Annotated in this window: 19 protein-coding genes; 11 read left to right on the top strand and 8 right to left on the bottom strand. The window is 74.9% G+C overall.

Annotation, left to right across the window (positions count from 1 at the left end):
* Positions 1-43: 43 nt before the first annotated feature.
* Positions 44-760, bottom strand: a complete 717-nt coding sequence (locus ACGFSC_RS39910) for a response regulator transcription factor (RefSeq protein WP_359910849.1) — start codon at positions 758-760, stop codon at positions 44-46.
* 227 nt (positions 761-987) lie between these two features.
* Here ACGFSC_RS39910 and ACGFSC_RS39905 point away from each other — a divergent pair, with 227 nt between their 5' ends.
* From ACGFSC_RS39905 to ACGFSC_RS39895, 3 genes are all read left to right on the top strand, one after another.
* Complete coding sequence (locus ACGFSC_RS39905; protein WP_359910851.1) at positions 988-2,367, top strand: ferric reductase-like transmembrane domain-containing protein; 1,380 nt, start codon at positions 988-990, stop codon at positions 2,365-2,367.
* Positions 2,368-2,473: 106 nt separating this feature from the next.
* Positions 2,474-2,980 carry an FMN-binding protein gene (locus ACGFSC_RS39900; RefSeq protein WP_359910854.1) on the top strand — a complete coding sequence of 169 codons (507 nt, stop codon included), beginning with the start codon at positions 2,474-2,476 and terminating at the stop codon, positions 2,978-2,980.
* Positions 2,981-3,011: 31 nt separating this feature from the next.
* Positions 3,012-3,764 (top strand): FAD:protein FMN transferase, encoded by a 753-nt coding sequence (locus tag ACGFSC_RS39895; protein WP_359910896.1) that lies wholly within the window; start codon positions 3,012-3,014, stop codon positions 3,762-3,764.
* A gap of 126 nt (positions 3,765-3,890) precedes the next feature.
* On the opposite strand, the gene ACGFSC_RS39890 is transcribed toward ACGFSC_RS39895, so the two are convergent.
* Entirely contained in the window at positions 3,891-4,916 is a 1,026-nt protein-coding gene (locus ACGFSC_RS39890) for a hypothetical protein (protein ID WP_359910857.1), read from the bottom strand.
* A gap of 178 nt (positions 4,917-5,094) precedes the next feature.
* Here ACGFSC_RS39890 and ACGFSC_RS39885 point away from each other — a divergent pair, with 178 nt between their 5' ends.
* Positions 5,095-6,369, top strand: coding sequence for a sensor domain-containing protein (locus ACGFSC_RS39885; RefSeq protein ID WP_359910860.1), 1,275 nt, complete (start codon positions 5,095-5,097; stop codon positions 6,367-6,369).
* Positions 6,357-7,013, top strand: a complete 657-nt coding sequence (locus tag ACGFSC_RS39880; RefSeq protein WP_359910863.1) for a response regulator transcription factor — start codon at positions 6,357-6,359, stop codon at positions 7,011-7,013. The genes ACGFSC_RS39885 and ACGFSC_RS39880 overlap by 13 nt, the downstream gene beginning before the upstream one ends.
* A gap of 107 nt (positions 7,014-7,120) precedes the next feature.
* Here ACGFSC_RS39880 and ACGFSC_RS39875 read toward each other — a convergent pair whose 3' ends face one another.
* From ACGFSC_RS39875 to ACGFSC_RS39850, 6 genes are all read right to left on the bottom strand, one after another.
* Positions 7,121-9,259, bottom strand: coding sequence for a DEAD/DEAH box helicase (locus ACGFSC_RS39875; RefSeq protein ID WP_359910865.1), 2,139 nt, complete (start codon positions 9,257-9,259; stop codon positions 7,121-7,123).
* A 274-nt stretch (positions 9,260-9,533) separates the two neighbouring features.
* Positions 9,534-10,529 carry a hypothetical protein gene (locus ACGFSC_RS39870; RefSeq protein ID WP_359910868.1) on the bottom strand — a complete coding sequence of 332 codons (996 nt, stop codon included), beginning with the start codon at positions 10,527-10,529 and terminating at the stop codon, positions 9,534-9,536.
* Complete coding sequence (locus tag ACGFSC_RS39865; RefSeq protein WP_359910871.1) at positions 10,526-11,440, bottom strand: ABC transporter ATP-binding protein; 915 nt, start codon at positions 11,438-11,440, stop codon at positions 10,526-10,528. The genes ACGFSC_RS39870 and ACGFSC_RS39865 overlap by 4 nt, the downstream gene beginning before the upstream one ends.
* Positions 11,441-11,483: 43 nt before the next feature.
* On the bottom strand, positions 11,484-11,936 hold the full coding sequence (locus tag ACGFSC_RS39860) for a GntR family transcriptional regulator (RefSeq protein ID WP_359910874.1): 453 nt from the start codon (positions 11,934-11,936) through the stop codon (positions 11,484-11,486).
* 97 nt (positions 11,937-12,033) lie between these two features.
* Complete coding sequence (locus tag ACGFSC_RS39855) at positions 12,034-13,587, bottom strand: DUF2079 domain-containing protein (RefSeq protein ID WP_359910877.1); 1,554 nt, start codon at positions 13,585-13,587, stop codon at positions 12,034-12,036.
* Between the two features lie 121 nt (positions 13,588-13,708).
* The gene (locus ACGFSC_RS39850; RefSeq protein ID WP_359910880.1) at positions 13,709-14,350 is read right to left on the bottom strand and encodes an HD domain-containing protein; all 642 of its coding nucleotides are present in this window, start codon (positions 14,348-14,350) and stop codon (positions 13,709-13,711) included.
* A gap of 103 nt (positions 14,351-14,453) precedes the next feature.
* Here ACGFSC_RS39850 and ACGFSC_RS39845 point away from each other — a divergent pair, with 103 nt between their 5' ends.
* The 6 genes from ACGFSC_RS39845 (at position 14,454) to pcp (ending at position 20,913) form a co-directional block, all read left to right on the top strand.
* On the top strand, positions 14,454-15,509 hold the full coding sequence (locus tag ACGFSC_RS39845) for a helix-turn-helix domain-containing protein (protein ID WP_359910883.1): 1,056 nt from the start codon (positions 14,454-14,456) through the stop codon (positions 15,507-15,509).
* A gap of 34 nt (positions 15,510-15,543) precedes the next feature.
* Positions 15,544-16,458, top strand: coding sequence for an alpha/beta hydrolase (locus tag ACGFSC_RS39840; protein ID WP_359910886.1), 915 nt, complete (start codon positions 15,544-15,546; stop codon positions 16,456-16,458).
* Between the two features lie 91 nt (positions 16,459-16,549).
* The gene (locus tag ACGFSC_RS39835) at positions 16,550-17,401 is read left to right on the top strand and encodes a MerR family transcriptional regulator (protein ID WP_359910889.1); all 852 of its coding nucleotides are present in this window, start codon (positions 16,550-16,552) and stop codon (positions 17,399-17,401) included.
* Between the two features lie 84 nt (positions 17,402-17,485).
* On the top strand, positions 17,486-18,715 hold the full coding sequence (locus tag ACGFSC_RS39830; protein ID WP_359910891.1) for an MFS transporter: 1,230 nt from the start codon (positions 17,486-17,488) through the stop codon (positions 18,713-18,715).
* A gap of 166 nt (positions 18,716-18,881) precedes the next feature.
* The gene (locus tag ACGFSC_RS39825; protein WP_359910894.1) at positions 18,882-20,075 is read left to right on the top strand and encodes an alpha-hydroxy-acid oxidizing protein; all 1,194 of its coding nucleotides are present in this window, start codon (positions 18,882-18,884) and stop codon (positions 20,073-20,075) included.
* Positions 20,076-20,229: 154 nt separating this feature from the next.
* Entirely contained in the window at positions 20,230-20,913 is a 684-nt protein-coding gene (gene pcp / locus ACGFSC_RS39820) for a pyroglutamyl-peptidase I (RefSeq protein ID WP_359910899.1), read from the top strand.
* Positions 20,914-21,076 lie beyond the last annotated feature (163 nt).

The following is a 21,076-nucleotide window of genomic DNA, read 5'->3' as shown; positions in this document are numbered from 1 at the left end:
GGGCGGCGGGCCGGCCGTGGACGGGAGCGCCCCGTGCAGGGCTTCATGTCGCGGCCTTGATCAGGTACCCCGCGCCGCGCACCGTGTGGATCATCGGGCTGCGGCCCGCGTCCACCTTCTTGCGCAGGTAGCTGATGTACAGCTCCACGATGTGCGCCTGCCCGCCGAAGTCGTACGACCAGACGGCGTCCAGGATCTGCGCCTTGCTGAGCACCTGCCGGGGATGGCGCATCAGGTGGGCGAGCAGCGCGTACTCGGTCGGGCTCAGCTCGACCGTCTCCCCACCCCGGGTGACCTCGCGGGCCCGGTCGTCCAGCACGAGGTCGCCGAGCACCAGCGCGTGCGGCGGCGGCTGCCCGGCCGCGGCGGGCGGGGCGGCCCGGCGCAGCAGTCCGCGCAGCCGGACCACCACCTCGGCCAGGCTGAACGGCTTGGTCACGTAGTCGTCGCCGCCGGCCGCGATGCCGGCGATCCGTTCCTCGACGGCGTCCCGGGCGGTCAGGAAGAGCACCCGCACCTCGGGCTGCTCGGCGTGGACGCGGCGCAGCACCTCCAGGCCGTCCAGGTCGGGCAGCATCACGTCGAGCACCACGGCGTGCGGCTGCCAGGCCGCGGCGGCCTCGACGGCGGCCAGGCCGGTGGTCACGCCGCGGGCCTGCCAGCCCTCGTAGCGGACGGCTCCGCAGACCACCTCGACCAGGTCCGGTTCGTCGTCGACGACCAGGACCCGCCAGTCCGGGCGGTCGGCGGTCTCGTCCATGGGGCTCCTCGCGTCGGGTGCTGCGCGGTGGTCATCCTGGCCGGTCCCGATGAGAAACCGGTGAGACCCCGGAGAACGGTTCGCAAGCCGACACACTTGCCCTGACCTGCCCTTTTCCCCTGACCGGCGGGCGCCGGGGCCGGCCCGGTTCAGAGCCCGCTCAGAGCTTGCGGTGCGATCGTGGACGGCCTCGGCGGCACTCGCCGCCGGGCTCCGAGGAGGATCCGATGACCACTGCCGCCGCCCCGAAGCCGCGGCCCGGGCCCCGGCGGGCACCCGAACGCCCGGGCCACCGGGCGGCGCCGCGTCCGCCGTTCGCCCTCGACCCGCGAGCGGCGCTCGGCCTGATCGCCGCGGGCGTGCTCGGCGTGCTCGCGCTGTGGTGGACGGGCACCCCGGCCGTGGTCGGCGCGGACGGCTGGCTGACCGGCGCCGGCCGGATCACCGGGCTGCTGGCCGGCGGTGCCGCGCCGGTGCTGCTCCTGCTGATGGCCCGGCTGCCGCCGGTGGAGCGCGGGGTCGGCGCCGACCGGCTGGCGCGCTGGCACGCCTTCGGCGGGCGCTGGACGGTGGCCCTGGTCACGGTGCACGTGCTGACGGTCGTCCAGGGCTACGCGCTGACCGACGGACGCGGGCCGATCGGCGAGGGCGTGGAGATCGTCCTCCACTACCCCGAGATGCTCAAGGCCACCCTGGGCACCCTGCTGCTGCTCGGCACCGGCGCCGTCTCCGCCCGGATCGCGCGCCGCCGTCTCCCGTACGAGGCCTGGTACTACCTGCACCTGGCGACCTACCTCGCGGTGGCGCTGGCCTTCGCCCACCAGCTGGCGACCGGCGCCGACCTGGGCGGCGGCCCCGGCCGGGCGGCCTGGTACGCGCTCTACTTCGGCACCGCGGCGCTGCTCGGCTGGTACCGGCTGCTGCGGCCGTGGCTGCTCGACCGGCGGCACGGCCTGACCGTCGCCGAGGTACGGCCGGAGGGCCCCGGGGTGGTGTCGCTGTTCCTGCGCGGGCGGCGGCTGGACGAACTCCGCGCCGAGCCCGGCCAGTTCTTCCGGCTCCAGTTCCAGGCGCCCGGGCTGCGCTGGGCCGCCAACCCGTACTCGCTGTCCGCGCCGCCGCACCCGCACTTCCTGCGCTTCACCGTCAAGGACCTCGGCGGGCACAGCGCCGCGGTGGCCGCCCTGCGCCCGGGAACCCGGGTGCGCGCCGAGGGCCCGTACGGGGCGTTCACCGGGCGGGGGCTGCGGCAGCGCCGGGTGCTGCTGCTCGGCGCCGGGGTGGGGATCACCCCGCTGCGCGCCCTGTTCGAAACCCTGCCGGGCGAGCTGACGCTGATCCAGCGGGCCCGGCGGCCGCAGGACGTGCTGTTCCGGGCGGAACTGGCCGAGGTCGCCCGGCGGCGCGGCGCGGCGGTGCACGAGTTGCTCGGCCCGCGCGAGCAGGTCGGCGACCTCGGGGCCGCGCTGGCCCGGCTGGTCCCGGACCTCGCCGAGCACGAGGTCTACCTGTGCGGCCCGGACGCCCTGACCGAGGAGGCCGTCCGCGCGCTGCGGGCGGCGGGGGTGCGGCCGGGGCGCATCCACCACGAGAGCTTCTCCTTCTGAAGCCTTTCCTTCTGAGCCCGTTCGGCTCGCCCCCGAGCACCCGAGCACCCGAGCACCCGAGCACCCGAGCACCCGAGCACCCGAGCACCCGAGGAGCGTCCATTCCATGCGCCGAGCCGTCGTCACCAGCGCCGCCACCGCGGCCGGGGTGGTCCTGCTGCTGTCCCTCAAACCGCACGAGGCCGCCGGGCCCGCCCCGGTGATCGGCTCGGGGCCGGGCACCGGCGCCGGCTCCAGCACCGACTCCGGCACCGGGTCCGAGGTCTCGGCACCGTCGAACGCCCCGGCGCCCTCCGCCTCCGCCTCCGCGTCCGCACCCGCACCCGCCGCGGGCGCCACCCGGAAGGTCAGCGGGGACACCGTCAACACCCGCTACGGCCCGGTGCAGGTCCAGGTCACCCTGGCCGGCAGCAGGATCACCGCCGTCGACGTGGTCAAGTACCCGAGCGCCGAACGGCGCGACCGCGAGATCAACACCTCCGCGCTGCCGGTCCTCAACCAGGAGGCGATAGCCGCGCAGAGCGCCCGGATCGACGTGGTCAGCGGCGCGACGTACACCAGCGACGGCTACGTCCGGTCCCTGCAGAGCGCCCTCGACCGGGACAAGGGCTGAGGCGCCCGTGCTGCGCCACGCCGAGCCCGTGATGGGCACCGTCTTCTCGGTCACCGTGCGCGACCCCGTCCCCGGGACCCCGGCCGCGCTGGAACGGATCGCGGAACGGCTGCACCGCATCGACGCGGTGTTCTCGACGTACCGGCCGGACAGCGACATCAGCCGCCTCGACCGGGGCGAACTCGCCCTGGACGACTGCGATCCGGAGGTCCGCACCGTGCTGGCCGCCTGCCGGGAGGTGGCCGCCGAAACCGACGGCTACTTCACCGAGCGGCCGGGCGGCCGGCTCGACCCCAGCGGCTGGGTCAAGGGCTGGGCGGTCGGGCAGGCGGCCGCCCTGCTGCGCTCCTCCGGCTCCCGGCAGTACTGCGTCAGCGGCGGCGGAGACGTGCAGAGCGCCGGCGGACCGTGGCGGATCGGCATCGCCGACCCCCGGCGACCGGGTCTGCTGGCCGCCGTCCTGGCCGGCCACGACCTGGCCGTTGCCACCTCCGGCACCGCCGAGCGCGGCGCGCACATCCTCGACCCGCACACCGGCCGCCCGGCCTGCGCCCTGGCCTCGCTCACCCTGGTCGGCGCCCCGGGCACCGGCATCGCCCGCACCGACGCCTGGGCCACCGCCGCCTTCGCCATGGGCCCGGACCGCGCCCTCGCCTGGGCCGCCCGCCGACCCGGCATCGAGGCCCTGGCCGTACTGCCGGACGGCTCGAAGCGCTGGACCCCGGGCCTGCCCGGGCACCTCCCGGCGAGCGGGCCGGCGGACTGGCGCACCGCCGTCGGCTGACCTGGCGGCCGGGCCCGGCACGCCGGTTCCTCCTGGGCCGCACTTCCCCGCACTTCCCCGCACTTCCCCGCGCGCAACGGTGCCCGCTCCGCGCGGAACGCCCGTCCCGGCGAGGCGAGTTCCGGCCTACGCCCGCTCCTGCTGCGCCGCCCGCCAGGCCTCCCAGGCCACCAGCGGCGCGAGGTACGACCAGCGCCGCGAGCCGTCCGGGCAGGTACCGCCCTCGATCAGCTCGGAGACCGTCCGGCGGGTGAACGGCACCCAGACGGCCATGTCGTGCTCGAAGGTGCTGTGGCAGGCCTCGCGGCGGCGGTCGATCTCGGCCGCGTCCAGCCGGGACCGGACGGTGGCCACCAGCGTGTAGCAGGAGGCCGGCTCGCTCCAGCCCAGCCAGGTGATCACGGTCGGCCCGACGTCGTCCGGCAGCAGCCCCAACTCCTCCTCCAGCGCCCGCCGGACCAGCCCGTAGAAGTCCTCGGCGGCGCCCGGCTCGTCGCGGTACTTCATCGTCTCGTTGATCCCGACCGTCCACTGCGCCGGGAAGGTGTGGACCGCCAGCGAGCGGCGGAGCAGCAGCAGCCGGCCCAGCCGGTCCCGCACCGCGACGCAGGCGCTGACCATCGTGGGCGGCGCGACGGCCACGAAGCTCGTCAGGCCCTGGTCCAGCGCCTCGTGCAGCAGCCGGGCCGCCTCCGGGTCCTCCCGGCCCATCCCGGTGGTGGCCATGCACTCCGCGTAGTCGCTCTCCGCGATGTCCACCTCGCAGACCCGCGCACCACCGTGCTCGCCGTGATCGACCGTCAGCCGCGAGATGTACGCGGTGCGGCCCGCCGCACCGGCCGCCCTCCGGCGCACCACCTCCTCGGCCCACCCGACCGCGTCCAGCACGTGCGGGCGCTCGACCCTCCCGCGGTGCGCCGTCACCAGCGTGCTCGGCGCCAGCGGCCGGGTCGCCGACCAGGTGATCAGCGGCGCCAGCCCGTCCGCCCGCACGTCGTGCGCCCGGGCCGCCGCCGTCAGGCTCGCCCGCCGGACCCGCGGCACCGGCACCCGGGAACCGAGCCGTGAGCCGCCGAACTTGGCGAAGTCGTACACCAGATTGGTCACCACCCCGAGCAGCAGGGCCCCACCGATCCCCAGCAGCCACTCCACCCCGGTTCCCCCACTTCCGCGATCGACCCGCCCCATTGTGGAGGTGTCCGGCACGGCGGCGGAAGAGCCGCGCCCCGTGACGGCCTCCGGGCCGGTTCCGGGGCCGGTGTTAGGGTGATCGAACAGTCGGCTCGGAGGCTCGGAGGGCTGAACCATCGTGCGGGCAACCAGGATTGCCGTGTCCACGGTCCGGTCGGCCACCCGGTCGGCCGTCCGGTCCGCGGTGCGCCGCTCCCCCGCCGCCGCCGGCCACCTCCTGCTCTGCCTCGGCACCGGGGCGGTCGCGCTGGTCGGGCTCTGCCTGCTGCTCGCCGTCCTCGTCCTCTGCCCGGTCGGCCCGGGCCTGCCGCTCCTGCCGCCGGCCCTGCGACTGCTGCGCCGGTTCGCCGAGTTCCACCGCCGGCGGGCCGGCCGGTGGCTGGGCGGCGACCGGCCGCGCACCCCGTACCGCGACCGGGCGTCCCTGCGCGACCCGGCCGTCCGCAAGGACCTGGTGTGGCTGCTCGCCCACGCCACCGCCGGGACGGCCCTGTCGGCCGCCGCCCTCACCCTGTGCAGCCACGCCGTCAACTGGCTGACGGCGCCGGTGTGGTGGCGGCTCCTGCCGGACGAGCGCGGGAGCATCATCCTGCTGACCGTCGACTCCTGGCCGGTGGCCGTCGCGGCGGCGGTCGGCGGGGTCGGCTACGCGCTGGTCGCCCTGGCCGTGCTGGCGCCCGCCGCCGACCTGCACGCCCGGGCCTCCCGCCGGCTGCTGGTCGCCCGGCCCCGCCCGTCGCTGGCCCGGCGCGTCCAGGAGCTGACCACCACCCGGTCCGAGGCGCTGGACGCCCATGCCGCCGAACTGCGCCGGATCGAACGGGATTTGCACGACGGCGCCCAGGCCAACCTGGTGGCCGTCTCGCTCCGGCTCGGCATGATCCGCCGCGCGCTGGACCAACGTCCCGAGCAGGCGGCCGCGTTGGTGGACTCCACCCAACTCGTCGCCGAGCAGGCCCTGGAGTCGCTGCGCGCCCTGGTCCGCGGCATCCACCCGCCGCTGCTCGCCGACCGCGGTCTCGCCGAGGCCGTACGGTCGCTCGCCGCCCGCTGCGCCGTGCCCACCCGGGTCGAGCCGGACCCCGGGGGCGGCCGGGGCGCCCCCTCCCCGACCGCCCCGCCACCGCGCGCACCGGCCGCCGCCGAGGCCGCGGCCTACTTCGTGGTCTCCGAGGCGCTCGCCAACGTCGCCCGGCACAGCGGAGCCCGCAGCGCCCTGGTCCGGCTGCGGATCACCGCGGCCGCCATCGCCGTCCGGGTCGAGGACGACGGCCGGGGCGGCGCCGTCGAGGGCGCCGGAAGCGGCCTGCCCGGCCTGCGCCGCAGGGTCGCCGCGTTCGACGGCACCACCCGCCTGTCCAGCCCGCCCGGGGGCCCGACCATCCTGGAAGTGGAGATCCCGTGCGGATCCTGATCGCCGAGGACAACGCCCTGCTCCGCGAGGGCCTCGTCCTGCTGCTGCACAGCGAGGGACACGAGGTGTGCGCGACCGTCGAGCACGGCGACGACCTGCTGCCCGCCCTGCTCGACCACCGCCCCGACGTCGCCGTGGTCGACGTCCGGCTGCCGCCGGACTTCCGCGACGAGGGACTGCGCGCCGCCGTCGAGGCCCGCCGCCGCCTGCCCGCACTGCCCGTCCTGATCCTCTCCCAGTACGTCGAACGCGCCTACGCCGCCGAGCTGCTCGCCCAGAGCGCCACCGGCGTCGGCTACCTGCTCAAGGACCGGGTCGGCCGCGCCGAGGAGTTCCTCCAGGCGCTGCGGCGGGTCGCCGAGGGCGGCACCGCGATGGACCCGGAGGTCATCTCCCAGCTGATGGCCCACCGCACCGGCCCCGACCCGCTGGCCGCCCTCACCGCGCGCGAACGGGAGGTGCTCGCCCTGATGGCCGAGGGCCACAACAACCCGACCATCGCCCGGCTCCTCTTCCTCGCCGAGAGTTCGGTGAACAAGCACATCGGCAACATCTTCGGCAAGCTCGGCATGCCCACCCCCGACACCGGACACCGCCGGGTGCGCGCCGTCCTCACCTACCTGCGCGCACTCGCGGACGGCTGACCGCCCGCCGTCCCGCGCCCGGCGCCCCGTTCACCACTGGTCGCTCGTCGGTCGTCGCTCGTCGGTCGTCGTTCATCGCTGGTCGCTCATCGCTGGTCGCTCGTCGCTCATCGGTCGGAGACCGCCAGCCGCAACTGCTCCTCCTCGACGATCAGCGCCGCCAGCGACTGCTCCGACACGTCCACCGCCTCCGGGGTCGACTCCGCCACCTCGCTGCGCCGCGCGTAGTCGTCGAACAGCCTGCCCTTCACCCGCAGCAGGTCCAGCATCCGCTGGTCGACGCTGTCCGCGGCCAGCAGCCGGTGCACCCGTACCCGGCGGACCTGCCCCATCCGGTGCGCCCGGGCCACCGCCTGCTCCTCCAGGGTCGGTTTGACCTGCGGCTCGCAGAGGATCACCACCGAGGCGGCCTGGATGTTGAGCCCCACGCCCCCGGCCTGGATCTGGCAGAGCAGCACCGCGTGCCCGGGCGCGGCGGCGAACCCGTCCACCACGTCCTGCCGCCGCACCGAGTCCAGCGAGCCGTCGACCGGCCCGAACGCCCGCTGCTCCAGAGCCGCCTGCACAGCCGCCAGGACGTCCCGGAAGAACGAGAAGACCACCACCTTCAGTCCGCCGTCCGCCGCCTCGCGGACGATCTCCAGCAGCCGGCGCAGCTTCGCCGACCGCGCCGGGTCCGCGTACCCGGCCCGGCGCATCGCCGGGAAGCTGCCCGCCGCGACGGCCGAGCGGTAGGCGGCGAGGTCGGCGGGCGAGAACTCCTCCCACTCGTCCACGTGCACCACCTCGGGCAGCTCGGTCAGCACGTCCCGCTGGTTGCGGCGCAGGTACGCCGGGGCGACCGCCTTGCGGAAGGCCACCGGCCCGGCGGCCGCCGAATCCTGCCGGACCGACGGCACCAGCCCGGGCCGGAGGTACTCCACCAGACTGCGGAACTCCTCCACCCGGTTCTCCATCGGCGTCCCGGTGAGGAACAGCACCCGCTCCACCCGCTCCGTCCAGGCGGCCACCGCCCGGGAGCGCTGCGCGGCACGGTTCTTGACGAAGTGCGCCTCGTCCACCACGACCATCCCGACCGTGACCGCCTCCGCCACCTCGGCCGCCTCCAGGCGGCGCAGCCCGTCGAAGGTCACCACCGCGACCCCGCCGTCCCGCAGCCACCCGGCGAGCGCCGCCTCCCGCTCCGGGCCGTGCACCCGCAACGCCCGCAGAGTGCTGCGCGACTCGACCTCCCGGATCCAGTTGATCAGGACACTGGCCGGGCAGACCACCAGGAAGTGGGTGCTCCCCCGCGCCCGCAGGTGCGCCAGCACGGCGATCGCCTGGACCGTCTTGCCGAGGCCCATCTCGTCCCCGATGATCACCCGCCGCTGGGCGAGCGCGAACCGCGCCCCGAACGCCTGGTAGCCGCGCAGCGAGACCCGGCAGTGGGCGTCGTCCAGCGGCTCGGCCCGCACCCGGTCCGACAGCTCCTCCGGCAGGAACCCCTCGGCGGCGGCGGGTTCGGCCCCGGCCTCCTCGACGATCCCGCCGAGCACGCCGTAGTAGTCGGCCGAGCGGAGCTCGAAGTCCGTCCATGCCTCGACCGGGTCGACCGCCGGACGCAGCAGGTCGACCGAGGCCTGGGCGAGCAGCACCGGGACCTCCAGCGCCGCGTACCCGGCCAGCTCCTTCTCCAGCCGCTCGACCGCTGCCTGCGCCTGCGCCCGCCGCTCCCGCCCGGCGAACAGCCCGCGCAGCAGCCCGCCGGCCGGCTGCGCGGCCGCCACGAGCGGCTCGACCTCGGCCCGGACCCGCTCCGCGGTCTCCCGGGCCCGCCGCGTCTGGGGCCCGGCGGCCACAAGCCGCTGGAGCGCCACGACCAGCGCGGTGCTCGTCGCGTCCTGCCGCTCGACGTCCAGCCGCACCGCCACCGTCTGCTCGACCGCCCTGGCGATCTGCCCGGCCGCGGCCAGCGCCTGCGCCGCCGTCTGCGCCCCGACCCCCGGGATCAGCCGCAGGGTGTAGCCGGAGGCCTCCGCCACCTGCCGCACCGTCACCAGCCCGGCCGCCTCCAGCGCCCCGACCCGCAGCCGGCCCTCGGTCACGTCCCGGAGCCGCGCCACCGCGATGGCCCCCAGCTCCTCCCGCACCAGCCGGTCCCGCTCCCCGACGTACGCCAACCGCGCCTGCTCCACGGCCGCCCGGTGGTCCGCCACCACCGCCCCGGCCGCCGCCAGCAACCCCCGCGCCTCGGCGAGAACCACCCCGGGCCGCCGCCCACCCCGCCGCCGCTCCCCCACCGCCCGACCCCCGCCTCGCCGCACACCCCTGGACGCACCATGGTCCCACCACCGACCGACGGCCGCGGCGGACGCGAATCTCCTGCTGGACGCACTCAGCCCTTCCGAGCACATCGGCCAGGACCCGAGTCGGTGACTCGGGTCCTGGCCGTGGGTCGTCGTCGCCCGCTCGACGGAGCGGTGACGCCGGGGCGTGTCTGACAATCCGCGCACCCGGCGGGAAGTGTCAGGCACGCCCCTAGACGCGGATGCGGCGGAAGACGGTGAGCAGCAGGAGCAGGGTGAGCGCCAGGAGGATGCCGGCCTCGACGAGTTGGATGGGGACGAGGTGGTCGGCCGGGTGGAAGCGGGCCCAGGAGGCGATGGCCTCGTCGCAGCCGGGGGCGCGGGCGGAGAAGAGGCAGGAGTCGGTGCTGGCGTGGGTGCCGTCGGGCAGGACGATGCCGCGGCCGAGGAGCCAGGCGTTGGTGGGTTGGGGGGTGCCCACGGCGGCGATCTGTTCCACGGCCGGGTAGAAGTGGGGGCGGGCCCAGAGGACGAGGCCGTGGGCGGCGGCGACGAGGGCGCCGGTGAGGAACATCGCGGGCAGGGTGCGGCGGACGAGTTGGCCGATCAGGACGCCGAGGGTCAGGGCGAACAGGGACCAGGCGATCGGGGCGAGGCCGAGGACCGGGTAGGTGAAGAACTGGAACGGCGGGTCGAAGGCGGCCGGGCCGTGCACGATGTCCGTCCACCACACCCAGGTCATCAGGGAGGCGAGCACGCCGGCGGCGGCCAGGACGGCGAGGCCGGGAACGGCGAGGCGGACGGCCAGCCAGCGGACCGGGCTGACGGACTGGGCCCGGATCAGGCGGATGGTGCCGCGCTCGTACTCCTGGGCCAGCAGCGGGGCGCCGACGAACACTCCGGTCAGCAGCGGGACCGCGGTGACGGCGGGCTGGAGGACCTGGAGGTACCAGAAGTTCGGGCGGTCGATCGGCTCCAGGCGGTTCCAGCACTCGCGCCGGTCCCAGCTCTCGGGGTAGTAGCAGTCGGTCCGGTGCAGCTCGCTCACGATCCGGCTGCTGGTGAAGTGGATCCACAGAAGGTCGGCGACCGCCAGGACCAGCAGGATGCCCAGGGTCCAGAGGAGGAGCCGGTTCTGGCGGAGCACCAGCCAGAGGATTCCGCGCAGGGCGGGCTTGGTGGAGGCCGTGGGAGCGGTGGTGCGGTCGGGCAGGACGGTCGTGCTCATGCGGCCACCTCGTTCGGTTCCTTGCGGTCGGCCGGTTCGGCGGGTCCGCGGAGGTAGCCGAGCAGCAGGTCCTCCAGGCTCGGGCGCTCGCTCTCCCACTCGCCGTCCACCGGCTCGTCGGTGCGGACCAGGGCGATGGCCCGGCGGCCGCTGACGCGCTGTTCGACCACCGACTCGGCGGCCAGGGAGGACTCCTGGGCGGCCGGGCCGGTGAGCAGCCGGTGCCCGTCGAGGATCTCCTCCAGGTCGCCGGCCAGCCGGACGCGTCCGCGCTGGACGAGGAGCAGGTGGTCGATGACGCCGTCCAGCTCGGGGAGGATGTGCGAGGACAGCACGATGCTGGTGCCGCGCTCGGCGGCGGACGACATCAGGGCGCCCATCAGCTGGTGCCGGGCGAGCGGGTCGAGGTCGGCCATCGGCTCGTCGAGCAGCAGCAGGTCGGGGAGCTTGCCGAGGGCGAGGGCGAGGCAGACCCGGGTGCGCTGGCCGCCGGAGAGCGAGCCGATCCGCGCATTGGGGTTCAACTCGCCCTGGTCGACGATCTGTTGGGCCCCGTCCGCGTCCCACACCGGGTTGAGCTCGCGGCCCATCCGCAGCGTTTCGGCGACGGTGAGGCCCGGGTAGAGCGGCTTGTCCTGCGGCACGTAGGCGATCCGGGCGCGCAGCCCGGGATCACCGGCGGTGGCGCCCAGCACCCGCAGTCCGCCCTCGGTGGGCGCGAGTTGGCCGGCGGCCAGGGAGAGCAGGGTGCTCTTGCCCGCGCCGTTGGGGCCCACCACTCCGCAGATCCGCCCGGCCGGGACGGTGAGGTCGCAGCCCCGCAGGGCCCAGCCGCCTCGGTACCTCCTGCCGAGGCCTTCGGCCTCCAGGGCCGGCGCCGACGCGGGCGCCGTGGTCGTCGGGTCGTCCACCCGGTCCCCCCACTGTTCTCTGTTCGGTGTTGCCGAGGGGTCCTCAGACCCCGGTGTCGGAGCCGGAGGCCTTGTTGTCGGAGCCGGAGGCCCCGGTGTCGGAGCCGGAGACCCCGGTGTCGAAGCGCTGCTCCAGGACGGAGGCCATCAGCGCGGCGATGTCCTCGCGCTCCAGGCCGGCCCCCCGGGCCCGGTCCACCCACCCGACCAGGTCCGCGCGCAGCGGCCCGTCCGCGGCCGCCTCCGGCCGGGCGAGCGAGCGCCGGACGAAGGTGCCGAGACCAGGGCGGGGTTCGACCAGCCCTTCGCGTTCGAGTTCGCGATAGGCCTTCAGCACGGTGTTCGGGTTGATCGCGGTCAGTTCGACCACCTCACGGGCGGTCGGCAGTTTGTCTCCGGGCTGGAGCAGTCCGAGTCGCAGGGCCTGCTTGGTCTGCTGCACGATCTGCTGGTACGTGGAGACGCCGCTGCGCCGCTCAATGCGGTACTCGATCACCGGCGTTTCGGCCTTTCACTAGTTCAATAGTGGAATAGTGGCCCACGGCGGCACGTGGGTCAAGCCGGACCCCCGGAGGGTGCCCGACAGAGGTCCTTCAGGGACGTTGCAGCAGGAGCAGGCCGTCCTGCTCGACCAGCGGTCGGTAGCCGCGTTCCCGGTAGAGGGCCAGCATCCGGGCGGTGTCGGCGGTGGCGCACGGGGCCTGCACGCTCGGGTCGCGCAGGTCGACGGCCACCCACTGCGGTCCGGGGCCCACCGGCGCCCGGCAGACCAGGGTGACCTCGGCCCGGCCGGTGAGCTGCGCCGCCAGCCGGTTGGAGGCGGCCACGGCGGCGCCGTCGGGTATCCGGTGGAGCATCGCCCGGGTCTCGGTGAGCCGGGGCGAGGTGCGCCAGGCCTCGGGCATCACCAGCTCGTGCAGCGGGTAGAGCGGCAGCGTCACGGCGGTCACCAGGGCGCTGACGGCGAGCGCGCGGCGGACGCGGCGGGCGTCGCAACGCCGCAGGACGTCGACCAGGGCCGCCAGCGCGATCGGCATCAGCACCGCGCTGTAGTGGTAACTGACGCCCCAGTAGTGCGGGTTGGCCGAGAGCAGCCGCCAGGCGAGGGTGGGCACGCAGAGCAGGAGGAGCGGCGAGCGCACACCCGCGAAGCCGGCGGTGGCGGCGAGCAGGAACAGCAGCAGCCACTTGACCGGCGGCCAGCCGAGCCGCAGCGGCAGCGCCCGGAGCGAGGCCTGCCAGCCCTGCCCGCCGCCGTCCAGCTGCTGCCAGTAGTCGAAGCCCCCGCTCGGGTTGAAGGCCGGCAGCACGACGAGCACGGTGAGCACGGTCGCGGCGAGGCCGACGACGGCGAGGGTGAGCCCGGGCAGCGGGCTGCGGCGGCGCTCCCGCCGGGCCTGCCAGGCGATCAGGACACCGACGGCGGCCACCGTCAGCCCCAGGTCCTCCTTGACCAGTAGCAGCGGCAGCGACCAGAGCGCGGCGGCGAGCGGCCGGCGCCGGCCGAGTGCGGTGGCGGCGAAGGCGAGCAGCGGGACGGCGAAGGCGATCTCGTGGAAGTCGTCGGCCGCCGCCCGGACGATCCCCCAGGAGGCCCCGGTGGCGCAGCCGACGACCAGTGCCGCCCGCGCCCCGGCCACCTCGTGGGCCCAGCGGGTCAGCGGGACGACGGCCAGCGCCATCAGCAGCGCCTGGGCGACGACGAGGGTGAGCGGGCTCGGGAAGGCCCGGTAGGCGGGGGCGAGGACGGCGATCAGCGGGTGGAAGTGGTCCCCGAGCAGGTGGTAGCCGGTCCCCTTGAGCGGCACGATCGGCGCCTGCCCGTGGGCGTACGCCCGGACGGCCTGCTCGAAGATGCCCAGGTCGTAGGCCTTGGTGAGGCCGCGCCGGTGCCGGTTGACGGCGACGCAGATGTAGAGCGCGGCGAACCCGGCCGCCAGGCCCCAGGCGAGCGCGGCGGGGCGGCGGGCGAGCAGGGCCAGCAGGGTCGTGAACCGGGCGGAGGGCGCGGAAAGCGCGGACGAGGTGGTCGGGGCCGAAGGGGAGGAAGCGGTGGAAGGGGCCGAAGGGGAGGAAGCAGCGGAGGGAACGGGGGACGCGGAGGCTGCGGACAGCAGGGCTCGCGGCGGGGAGACGGAAGCGGGCATCGGCAAAGTACCCTTTCACTATTTGATTAGTGGAAGGGTGGTGGAAGCCGGACCCGCCGTCAAACCCGGCCGGCCGACGCCGGCCGGGCCTTCGGGCTGCTCTCCGAACCCCCGATCCGGCTCACTCCGCCCACTCGGAGCCCCTGATCACCTCCACGAAGTCGCCGCGCTCGAAGCCCGGCACGAAGTGGGCGAGCACATCCGCCTTGACGTTGCCGAAGGTCGTCTCCGGGCGGCCCTCGACACCCTCGGTGAACGCGGCCAGGATGCGGTTCTTGAAGTCGGGCCGCGGATGGGCCGCGACCACGGCGGCCCGCTGCCCGGCGGAGATCGTGTGGTAGCCGATTCCCAGCACGTCCAGCTCCACGCCCCGGGTGACCAGGGCGATCTCCGGCGCCATGTGCAGCGGGACCTCCGGCGTGGTGTGCAGGGCGATGGCCGTCCAGACCCGCTGCGCCGGCTCCCCGGTGATGCCGTGGGCCGACAGGAAGCGACGGGCCTCGTCGGCGCCGTCGATCTCGAACCGCTGGTCGGTCCTGGCGAAGCGCCCGGTGAGGCCGAGGTCGTGGAACATCGCGCCCACGTACAGCAGCTCCGGGTCGAACTCCAGCCCCTGCTCGGCGCCGCGCAACGCCCCGAACAGGAACACCCGGCGCGAGTGGTCGAACAGCAGCGGCGACGCCGCCTCCCGCACCAGCTCGGTCGCCTCCCGGGCCAGGGCACTGTCCGGGATGCGCACGCCCGCGATCGTCTCGTTCGTCATGGTTCCTCCGTCTGCAGGAGCGGTTCGGTCGACTCCTCCACCCTCGCCCCCGGGCGTAGGCTGCCGCCATGTCGGTACAGACAGCCGGGCCTCGGATCCGGACATGACGCGCCGGGTCGCCTTCCTCGTGTTCGACGGGGTGACGCTGCTCGACGTCAGCGGTCCGCTGGAGGTCTTCCACCAGGCCGGACGGCTTGGCCACCCGTACCGGACCGCCCTGGTCTCCCCGGACGGCGGCACCGTCACCGCCTCCAACGGCGTGGCCCTGGCGGACACCGCCGCACCCCGGGACAGCCGGGAACCCCTCGACACCCTGGTCGTCGCCGGAGCCGACCACCTGGCCGCCCGGGGCCCCGACGCACACCTGCTGGCCGCCGCGGAACGCCTCGCCGGACCGGCACGGCGGGTCGCCTCGGTGTGCAGCGGCGCCTTCGTGCTCGCCGCGCTGGGGCTGCTCGACGGGCGCCGGGCCACCACCCACTGGCGCCACGCCCCCACCCTCGCGCTCCGCCACCCCGGGGTGCTGGTCGAACCCGACGCCCTGCACGTCCAGGACGGCCGCTACCACACCAGCGCCGGCATCAGCGCGGGCATCGACCTCGCCCTCGCCCTGGTCGAGCACGACCACGGAGCCGAGACCGCCCGTACCATCGCCCGCGAACTGGTCGTCTTCATGCAGCGCCCGGGCGGCCAGTCGCAGTTCTCCACCGCCCTGGCCACCCCGCCCGCCCGCGGCGACCTGCTGCGCACCCTCACCGACGCCGTCCTCGCCGACCCGGGCGCCGACCACAGCCTGCCCGCGATGGCCGCCACCGCCGCCGTCAGCACCCGCCACCTGACCCGGCTCTTCCAGGCCGAGCTGCACACCACGCCGGCCCGCTGGGTCGAGCGGGTCCGCCTCGACCGCGCCCGACAGCTGCTCCTCGACGGCCACAGCATCACCGCCGCCGCCCGGCTCAGCGGCCTGGGCAGCGACGAGACCCTGCGCCGCGCCTTCGCCCGCCGGCTGGGCACCACGCCCACCGAGTACCGCAACCGCTTCACCACGACCATCGGCCCCGGCGCTCAAGCAGGCGAGACCCCTGAGCACCTGCCCAGCCGAGCACCCGAGAACCTGCCCACCCGAGCACCCGCCAGACTCCCCGCGACGAACGCTTGACCTTGACGCTACGTCAGGGTTGGAGGCTTGCCGCATGACGAACGAGAGCACTTCCACCGCCCCGCTCCACCCCCCGGTCGGCGGTTTCCAGGAGGTCGACGGCCGCCGCCTCTACCTGCACCGCCAGGGCACGGGCGGGCCCGCCGTCGTCCTCCTGCCCGGCGCCAGCGCCATCGGCCTGGACTACTTCGGTGTCCAGCAGGGCGTCGCGCAGTTCACCACCGCCGTGGTGTACGACCGCGGCGGCACCGGCTTCAGCGACGAGGCCGCGCTGCCCCGCACCGCCGCCGAGGTCGCGGCCGAACTGCGCGAACTGCTGCGCGCCCAGGCCGTGCCCGGCCCGTACGTCCTGGTCGCGCACTCGCTCGGCGGCGCGTACGCCCACGGGTTCGCCCAGCGGTACCCGCAGGACGTGGCCGGACTGGTCTGGCTGGACGCCTTTCACCGGGACTGGGACGACTACATGCCCGCCGAGGCGAGCCTGGCCGCCACCCGGCGCCTGTCGCCCACCGAGGAGCAGCTGCGGCAGGCGCTCCCCGCCATCCGGCAGCTGTGCGAGGAGCTGCTCGTGGACTACCCGGCGGACGTCCGCGACGCGGTGACCGAGTACCACGTGAGCGAGCGCTGGATCCACGCCGGCATCGCCGAACGCGCCTCGATGCCCGAACTGGCCGTCGAACTGCGGGCCGGGGCGGACCTCCCCGACGTCCCGCTGATCGCGCTCACCCCGCTGGGCGTCGACCCCGGCCAGCAGGCGCTGATGTCGGAGGAGCTCCTCCAGGCGATGCACGACGGCAAGACGCGGCTGTACGCGGACATGGTGGCCAGGGTCTCGAACGGCGAGCAGCGCCTCCTCGCCGACACCGGCCACAGCCAGTTCGTCTTCGAGCGGACCGATGTCGTGGTCCGGGCGATCCGCGATGTCGTGGACCGGGCGGGCCGCGCCTAGACTTCGGCCACGGCCACGCACAGCCACAGCCACAGCCACAGCCACAGCCACAGCCACAGCCACGAATCCTCAACGGAACCGGAGCCGGACGGTGCTGACGATCGGTCAACTCGCCGCGACCGCGGGCGTGACCGTGCGCACCGTCCGCCACTACCACCAGGTCGGGCTGCTGCCCGAGCCCGAGCGCGACCGCTCCGGCTACCGCCGGTACAGCGCCCAGGCCGCCGTGGACCTCATCCGGATCAGGACGCTCGCCGACGCCGGGGTGCCGCTGGCCCGGATCGACGCGCTGCTGCACGCGCAGCCGGAGGAGTTCGCCGCCGCCATCACCGACCTCGACGCCGAACTGCGGCACCGGATCGACCAACTCGCCGAGCACCGCCGCCGGATCGCCGACCTGGCGAGCGGCGAGCGGCTCGCGCTGCCGCCCGAGGTGGTCGCCATCCTGGACCGGATGCGCGCGCTCGGGGTCAGCGAGCGGTCGGTGCTGCTCGAACGGGACACCTGGATCCTGCACCAGGCCCTGGACCCGGAGGCCATGCGCCGGGGCATCCGGGAGAAGAACGCCAGCTTCGGCGACGCCGAGACGATGCGGCTGTTCCTGCTCTGCGACCAGTCGCTCGACTGGGAACCGGACGACCCCCGTGTGGACCGGCTGATCGACGACCTGGACGCCTGGGAGGCCGCCCACGGGCGGGACAGCAGCCGGCCCGGCAAGCAGGCGGTGATCTTCTCCCGGCTCGCCGAGGCCTCGCCGACCTGGCAGCGCATCCTCGGCGTGCTCGCCCACCGCGCCAAGCAGCGCCGCCTCGCCGAAGAGCGCCGCCTCGCCGAAGGCCCCATTCCTGCCGAAGGCCGCCATCTCGCCGAGGAAGGCCGCCCCGCCGAGGAACCCCCGGCCGCCGGGGAAGGCCGGGCCGCGGACCCGGCAAGGAAGCGTTGACGTCGGATTCACGCCAGCCCAACCCCCCTTCGTACTGCTGGACTTCGGTTCACGAACCCACCACCCAGCGACGGGACCTCCGGCATGCCGACCGGCACCACCCTCCATCCAGCCCCGACCACCCCGGGCCCGACCGCCCCGGGCCCGCGCCCCCGGGACGGCGGCACCCTCGCCGTCCTCGCCGTGACGACCGGCGTGTTCTCCATCGTCACCACCGAGATCCTCCCGATCGGCCTGCTGACGCCGATCGGCGCCACCTTCCGGATCTCCGACGGCACGGCCGGGCTGATGATGACCCTGCCGGGCATCGTCGCCGCGGTGGCCGCGCCCCTGGTGACCGTCCTGACCCGGCGCGCGGACCGGCGGACCATGCTCTGCGCGCTGCTGCTGGTGCTGACCCTGGCGGACCTGCTCAGCGCCCTCGCCCCCGCCTACTGGGCGGTACTGACCGCCCGGATCGTCCTCGGCCTGGTCATCGGGGCGTTCTGGTCGATCGGTTCCGGGCTCGCCCCGCGCCTCGTCCCGGAGCACCGGCGGGCCAGGGCCAACACGGTGATCTTCTCCGCCGTCCCGCTCGGCTCGGTGCTCGGCGTCCCGGCAGGGGTGTTCCTCGCCTCCCTGGCCGGCTGGCGGACGGCCTTCCTCGCGATGGCCGCGCTGACCCTGCTCGCCCTGGCCGCCCTCCTGCGGTCGCTGCCGCCGCTGCCCCCGCTGACCGTCACCGGGCTGGGAGTGCTGCGCGGTCTGCTGGCCGGCCGGGGCACCCGGACCGGCATCCTGGTGACCTTCCTGATCGTGCCGGCCCACTTCGGCAGCTACACCTACGTCACCCCCTTCCTCGCCGACACCACCCACGCCGGCCCCGGCCTGATCACCGCCCTGCTGCTCCTCTACGGCGCCGCCGGACTGCTCGGCAACCTCCTGGCCGGGGGCCGGGCGGCCGGGGCACTGCGCCCGGTGTTCGGCACGGCGGCCGTCCTGCTCGCCGCCGCGGCGCTGCTGCTGCCGCTGCTGGGCACCGGCGGTCCGGGCGCCGCCGTCCTGCTGGCGCTCTGGGGCACCGCCTACGGGGCCGTCCCGGTCTGCGCGCTCAGCTGGTTCCTCGCCGCGGCCCCGCACGCCCCGGAGGGTGCCGGTGTGGTCTTCACCTCGGCGTTCCAGGCCGCCTTCTCGATCGGCGCGCTGGCCGGCGGCCTGGCGGTGGACCACTCCTCCCCCGGCACGGTCATGCTGCTCGGCGGGACGGTCGCCCTGCTCGCCGCGGCCGCCGTGTGGCGGCACGGCCACCGGGTCCGTCCCGAACCGACGCCGTGAGACGGCCGACGCGGTGACACACCCCCGGCCGGACCCTGGCCGTCCGCTCCGTCCGCGGTGAGAATGCCGGGGTGCCGTCAGCCCGTCCGTCCGTACGACGGAGCCGCGGACGGCACCGCCGGCCGGGACGGTCCCGGGTGGCCGAGGACGAGAGGACGGCCGACGGATGGACAGCCAGCGGATGGATCCGGCGTTCCAGGGGCGGTTCGGCGACTACCAGAACGAGATCTATCTGCGCGGGCTCGGCGGCGTGCTGCCGACGATGCCGATGGCCTTCGCCGAACTGGAGGCGCGGGCGAGCACCGCGCTGGCGCCCTCCGTGCTCTCCTACGTGGCGGGCGGGGCCGGCGACGAGTCCACCCAGCGGGCGAACGTCGCCGCCTTCGGCCGGTGGGGCCTGGTGCCGCGGATGATGGTCGGCGCGCGTGCACGGGACCTCTCGGTGGACCTGTTCGGGATGCGGCTGCCGACCCTGCTGTTCATGGCTCCGATCGGGGTGATCGGCCTGTGCGCCCAGGACGGTCACGGGGACCTGGCCACCGCCCGCGCGGCCGCCCGGACCGGTGTGCCGATGGTCGCCTCCACCCTGACCGTCGATCCGCTGGAGCGGGTGGCCGCCGAGTTCGGCGACACTCCCGGCTTCTTCCAGCTCTACACCCCCACCGACCGGGCGCTCGCCGAGAGCCTGGTGCACCGGGCGCAGGCCGCCGGCTACCGGGGCATCGTCGTCACCCTGGACACCTGGGTCACCGGCTGGCGCCCGCGCGACCTGGCGACCGCCAACTTCCCCCAGCTGCGCGGCCACTGCCTGGCCAACTACACCTCCGACCCGGTGTTCCGCGCCCGCCTCGCCAAGGCCCCGGAGGAGGACCCGCAGGCGGCCGTCCTGGAGTGGGCCGGCGTCTTCGGCAACCCCCTGACCTGGGACGACCTGCCCTGGCTGCGCTCGCTCACCGACCTGCCGATCCTCCTCAAGGGCATCTGCCACCCCGAGGACGTCCGCCGCGCCAGGGACGGCGGCGTCGACGGCGTCTACTGCTCCAACCACGGCGGCCGCCAGGCCAACGGCGGACTCGCCGCCCTCGACGCCCTCCCCGGCGTCGTCGAAGCCGCCGACGGCCTGCCCGTCCTCTTCGACTCCGGCGTCCGCTCGGGCACCGACGTCGTCAAGGCCCTCGCCCTCGGCGCCACCGCCGTCGGCGTCGGCCGCCCGTACGCCTACGGCCTGGCCCTGGAGGGCACCGACGGCATCGTCCACGTACTGCGCTCCCTGCTCGCCGAGGCCGACCTCCTGATGGCCGTCGACGGCTACCCCACCCTCACCTCCCTCCGCGCGGACGGCGCACTGCGCCGCACATGACGGGAATTCAGGTCACGAGAGGTCAGGTCACGACGAGGAATCAGGTCATCGTGTCCACCGGAAAGCGGCGGGGCTTGCCGGGACATTCGGGACGGCCCTACGCTCGAACGGCACAAATCGGGTCCGTACGTTCCCGCACGCTCGGAGGTCCGCCATCATCCGCGTCCTGCTGACCGCCTTCGAACCGTTCGGCCGCGATCCCCTGAACTCGTCCCTGGAGGCGGGCCGACTGGTCGCCGCCGGTCCGCCGGCCGGGGTGGCCCTGGAGTTCGCCGGGCTGCCCTGGGCGTTCGGCGACTCGATCGCCGAACTGCGCCGGGCGGTGGCCCGGTTCGAGCCGGACCTGGTCATCGCCACCGGCCAGGGCGGCAACCGGCCGGACCTCACGGTCGAGCGGGTGGCGATCAACCTCGACGACGCCGTCCGGACAGCCGACCGCAAGGGCCACCAGCCGCTCGACCAGCCGGTCGTGCCGGACGGCCCGGCCGCGTACTTCTCCTCCCTGCCGGTGAAGGCCTGCGTGGAGGCGGTCCAGCAGGCCGGGATCCCGGCCACCGTCTCGCACACCGCCGGCACCCACCTCTGCAACCACGTCTTCTACGGGCTGGCGCACCTGATCGCCACCGAACGCCCGGAGCTGCGCGGCGGGTTCGCGCGCCTTCCGTACCTGCCGAGCCAGGCCTCCGGCCGGGAGCAGAGCGCCTCGATGTCGGCCGAGACGGCCGCCGAGGGGGTCCGCATCCTGATCCGCAGCGCCGTGGCCACCCTCCACCTGCCGCCCGTCGGCACGGTGGCGGCACCGCGCCGACGAAGCTGGCTGTCCCGCCGGGGCAACTGATTCCCCGGAAACTGAGTTCCGGAGACTTCCGGAAACTTCCGGAAACGCGAAGAACCCCCATCCGGGATCCGGATGGGGGTTCTTCTGAATAATTGTTCGGCGGCGTCCTACTCTCCCACAGGGTCCCCCCTGCAGTACCATCGGCGCTGTAAGGCTTAGCTTC

Origin of the sequence: Kitasatospora sp. NPDC048715 (genome assembly GCF_043198905.1) — a bacterium.
GTDB classification, from domain to species: Bacteria; Actinomycetota; Actinomycetes; order Streptomycetales; family Streptomycetaceae; genus Kitasatospora; species Kitasatospora lactacystinica.
This window is presented reverse-complemented; position numbering and strand designations above follow the sequence as displayed.

What these genes read in the sequence shown, in the direction of transcription:
- ACGFSC_RS39825 (WP_359910894.1), top strand. Translation starts at nt 18,882, where the DNA reads ATGGACAGCCAGCGGATGGATCCGGCGTTCCAGGGGCGGTTCGGCGAC.
- ACGFSC_RS39870 (WP_359910868.1), bottom strand. Translation starts at nt 10,529, where the DNA reads ATGAGCACGACCGTCCTGCCCGACCGCACCACCGCTCCCACGGCCTCC.
- ACGFSC_RS39840 (WP_359910886.1), top strand. Translation starts at nt 15,544, where the DNA reads ATGACGAACGAGAGCACTTCCACCGCCCCGCTCCACCCCCCGGTCGGC.
- ACGFSC_RS39850 (WP_359910880.1), bottom strand. Translation starts at nt 14,350, where the DNA reads ATGACGAACGAGACGATCGCGGGCGTGCGCATCCCGGACAGTGCCCTG.
- ACGFSC_RS39845 (WP_359910883.1), top strand. Translation starts at nt 14,454, where the DNA reads ATGACGCGCCGGGTCGCCTTCCTCGTGTTCGACGGGGTGACGCTGCTC.
- ACGFSC_RS39895 (WP_359910896.1), top strand. Translation starts at nt 3,012, where the DNA reads ATGGGCACCGTCTTCTCGGTCACCGTGCGCGACCCCGTCCCCGGGACC.
- ACGFSC_RS39830 (WP_359910891.1), top strand. Translation starts at nt 17,486, where the DNA reads ATGCCGACCGGCACCACCCTCCATCCAGCCCCGACCACCCCGGGCCCG.
- ACGFSC_RS39910 (WP_359910849.1), bottom strand. Translation starts at nt 760, where the DNA reads ATGGACGAGACCGCCGACCGCCCGGACTGGCGGGTCCTGGTCGTCGAC.
- ACGFSC_RS39855 (WP_359910877.1), bottom strand. Translation starts at nt 13,587, where the DNA reads ATGCCCGCTTCCGTCTCCCCGCCGCGAGCCCTGCTGTCCGCAGCCTCC.
- ACGFSC_RS39905 (WP_359910851.1), top strand. Translation starts at nt 988, where the DNA reads ATGACCACTGCCGCCGCCCCGAAGCCGCGGCCCGGGCCCCGGCGGGCA.
- ACGFSC_RS39900 (WP_359910854.1), top strand. Translation starts at nt 2,474, where the DNA reads ATGCGCCGAGCCGTCGTCACCAGCGCCGCCACCGCGGCCGGGGTGGTC.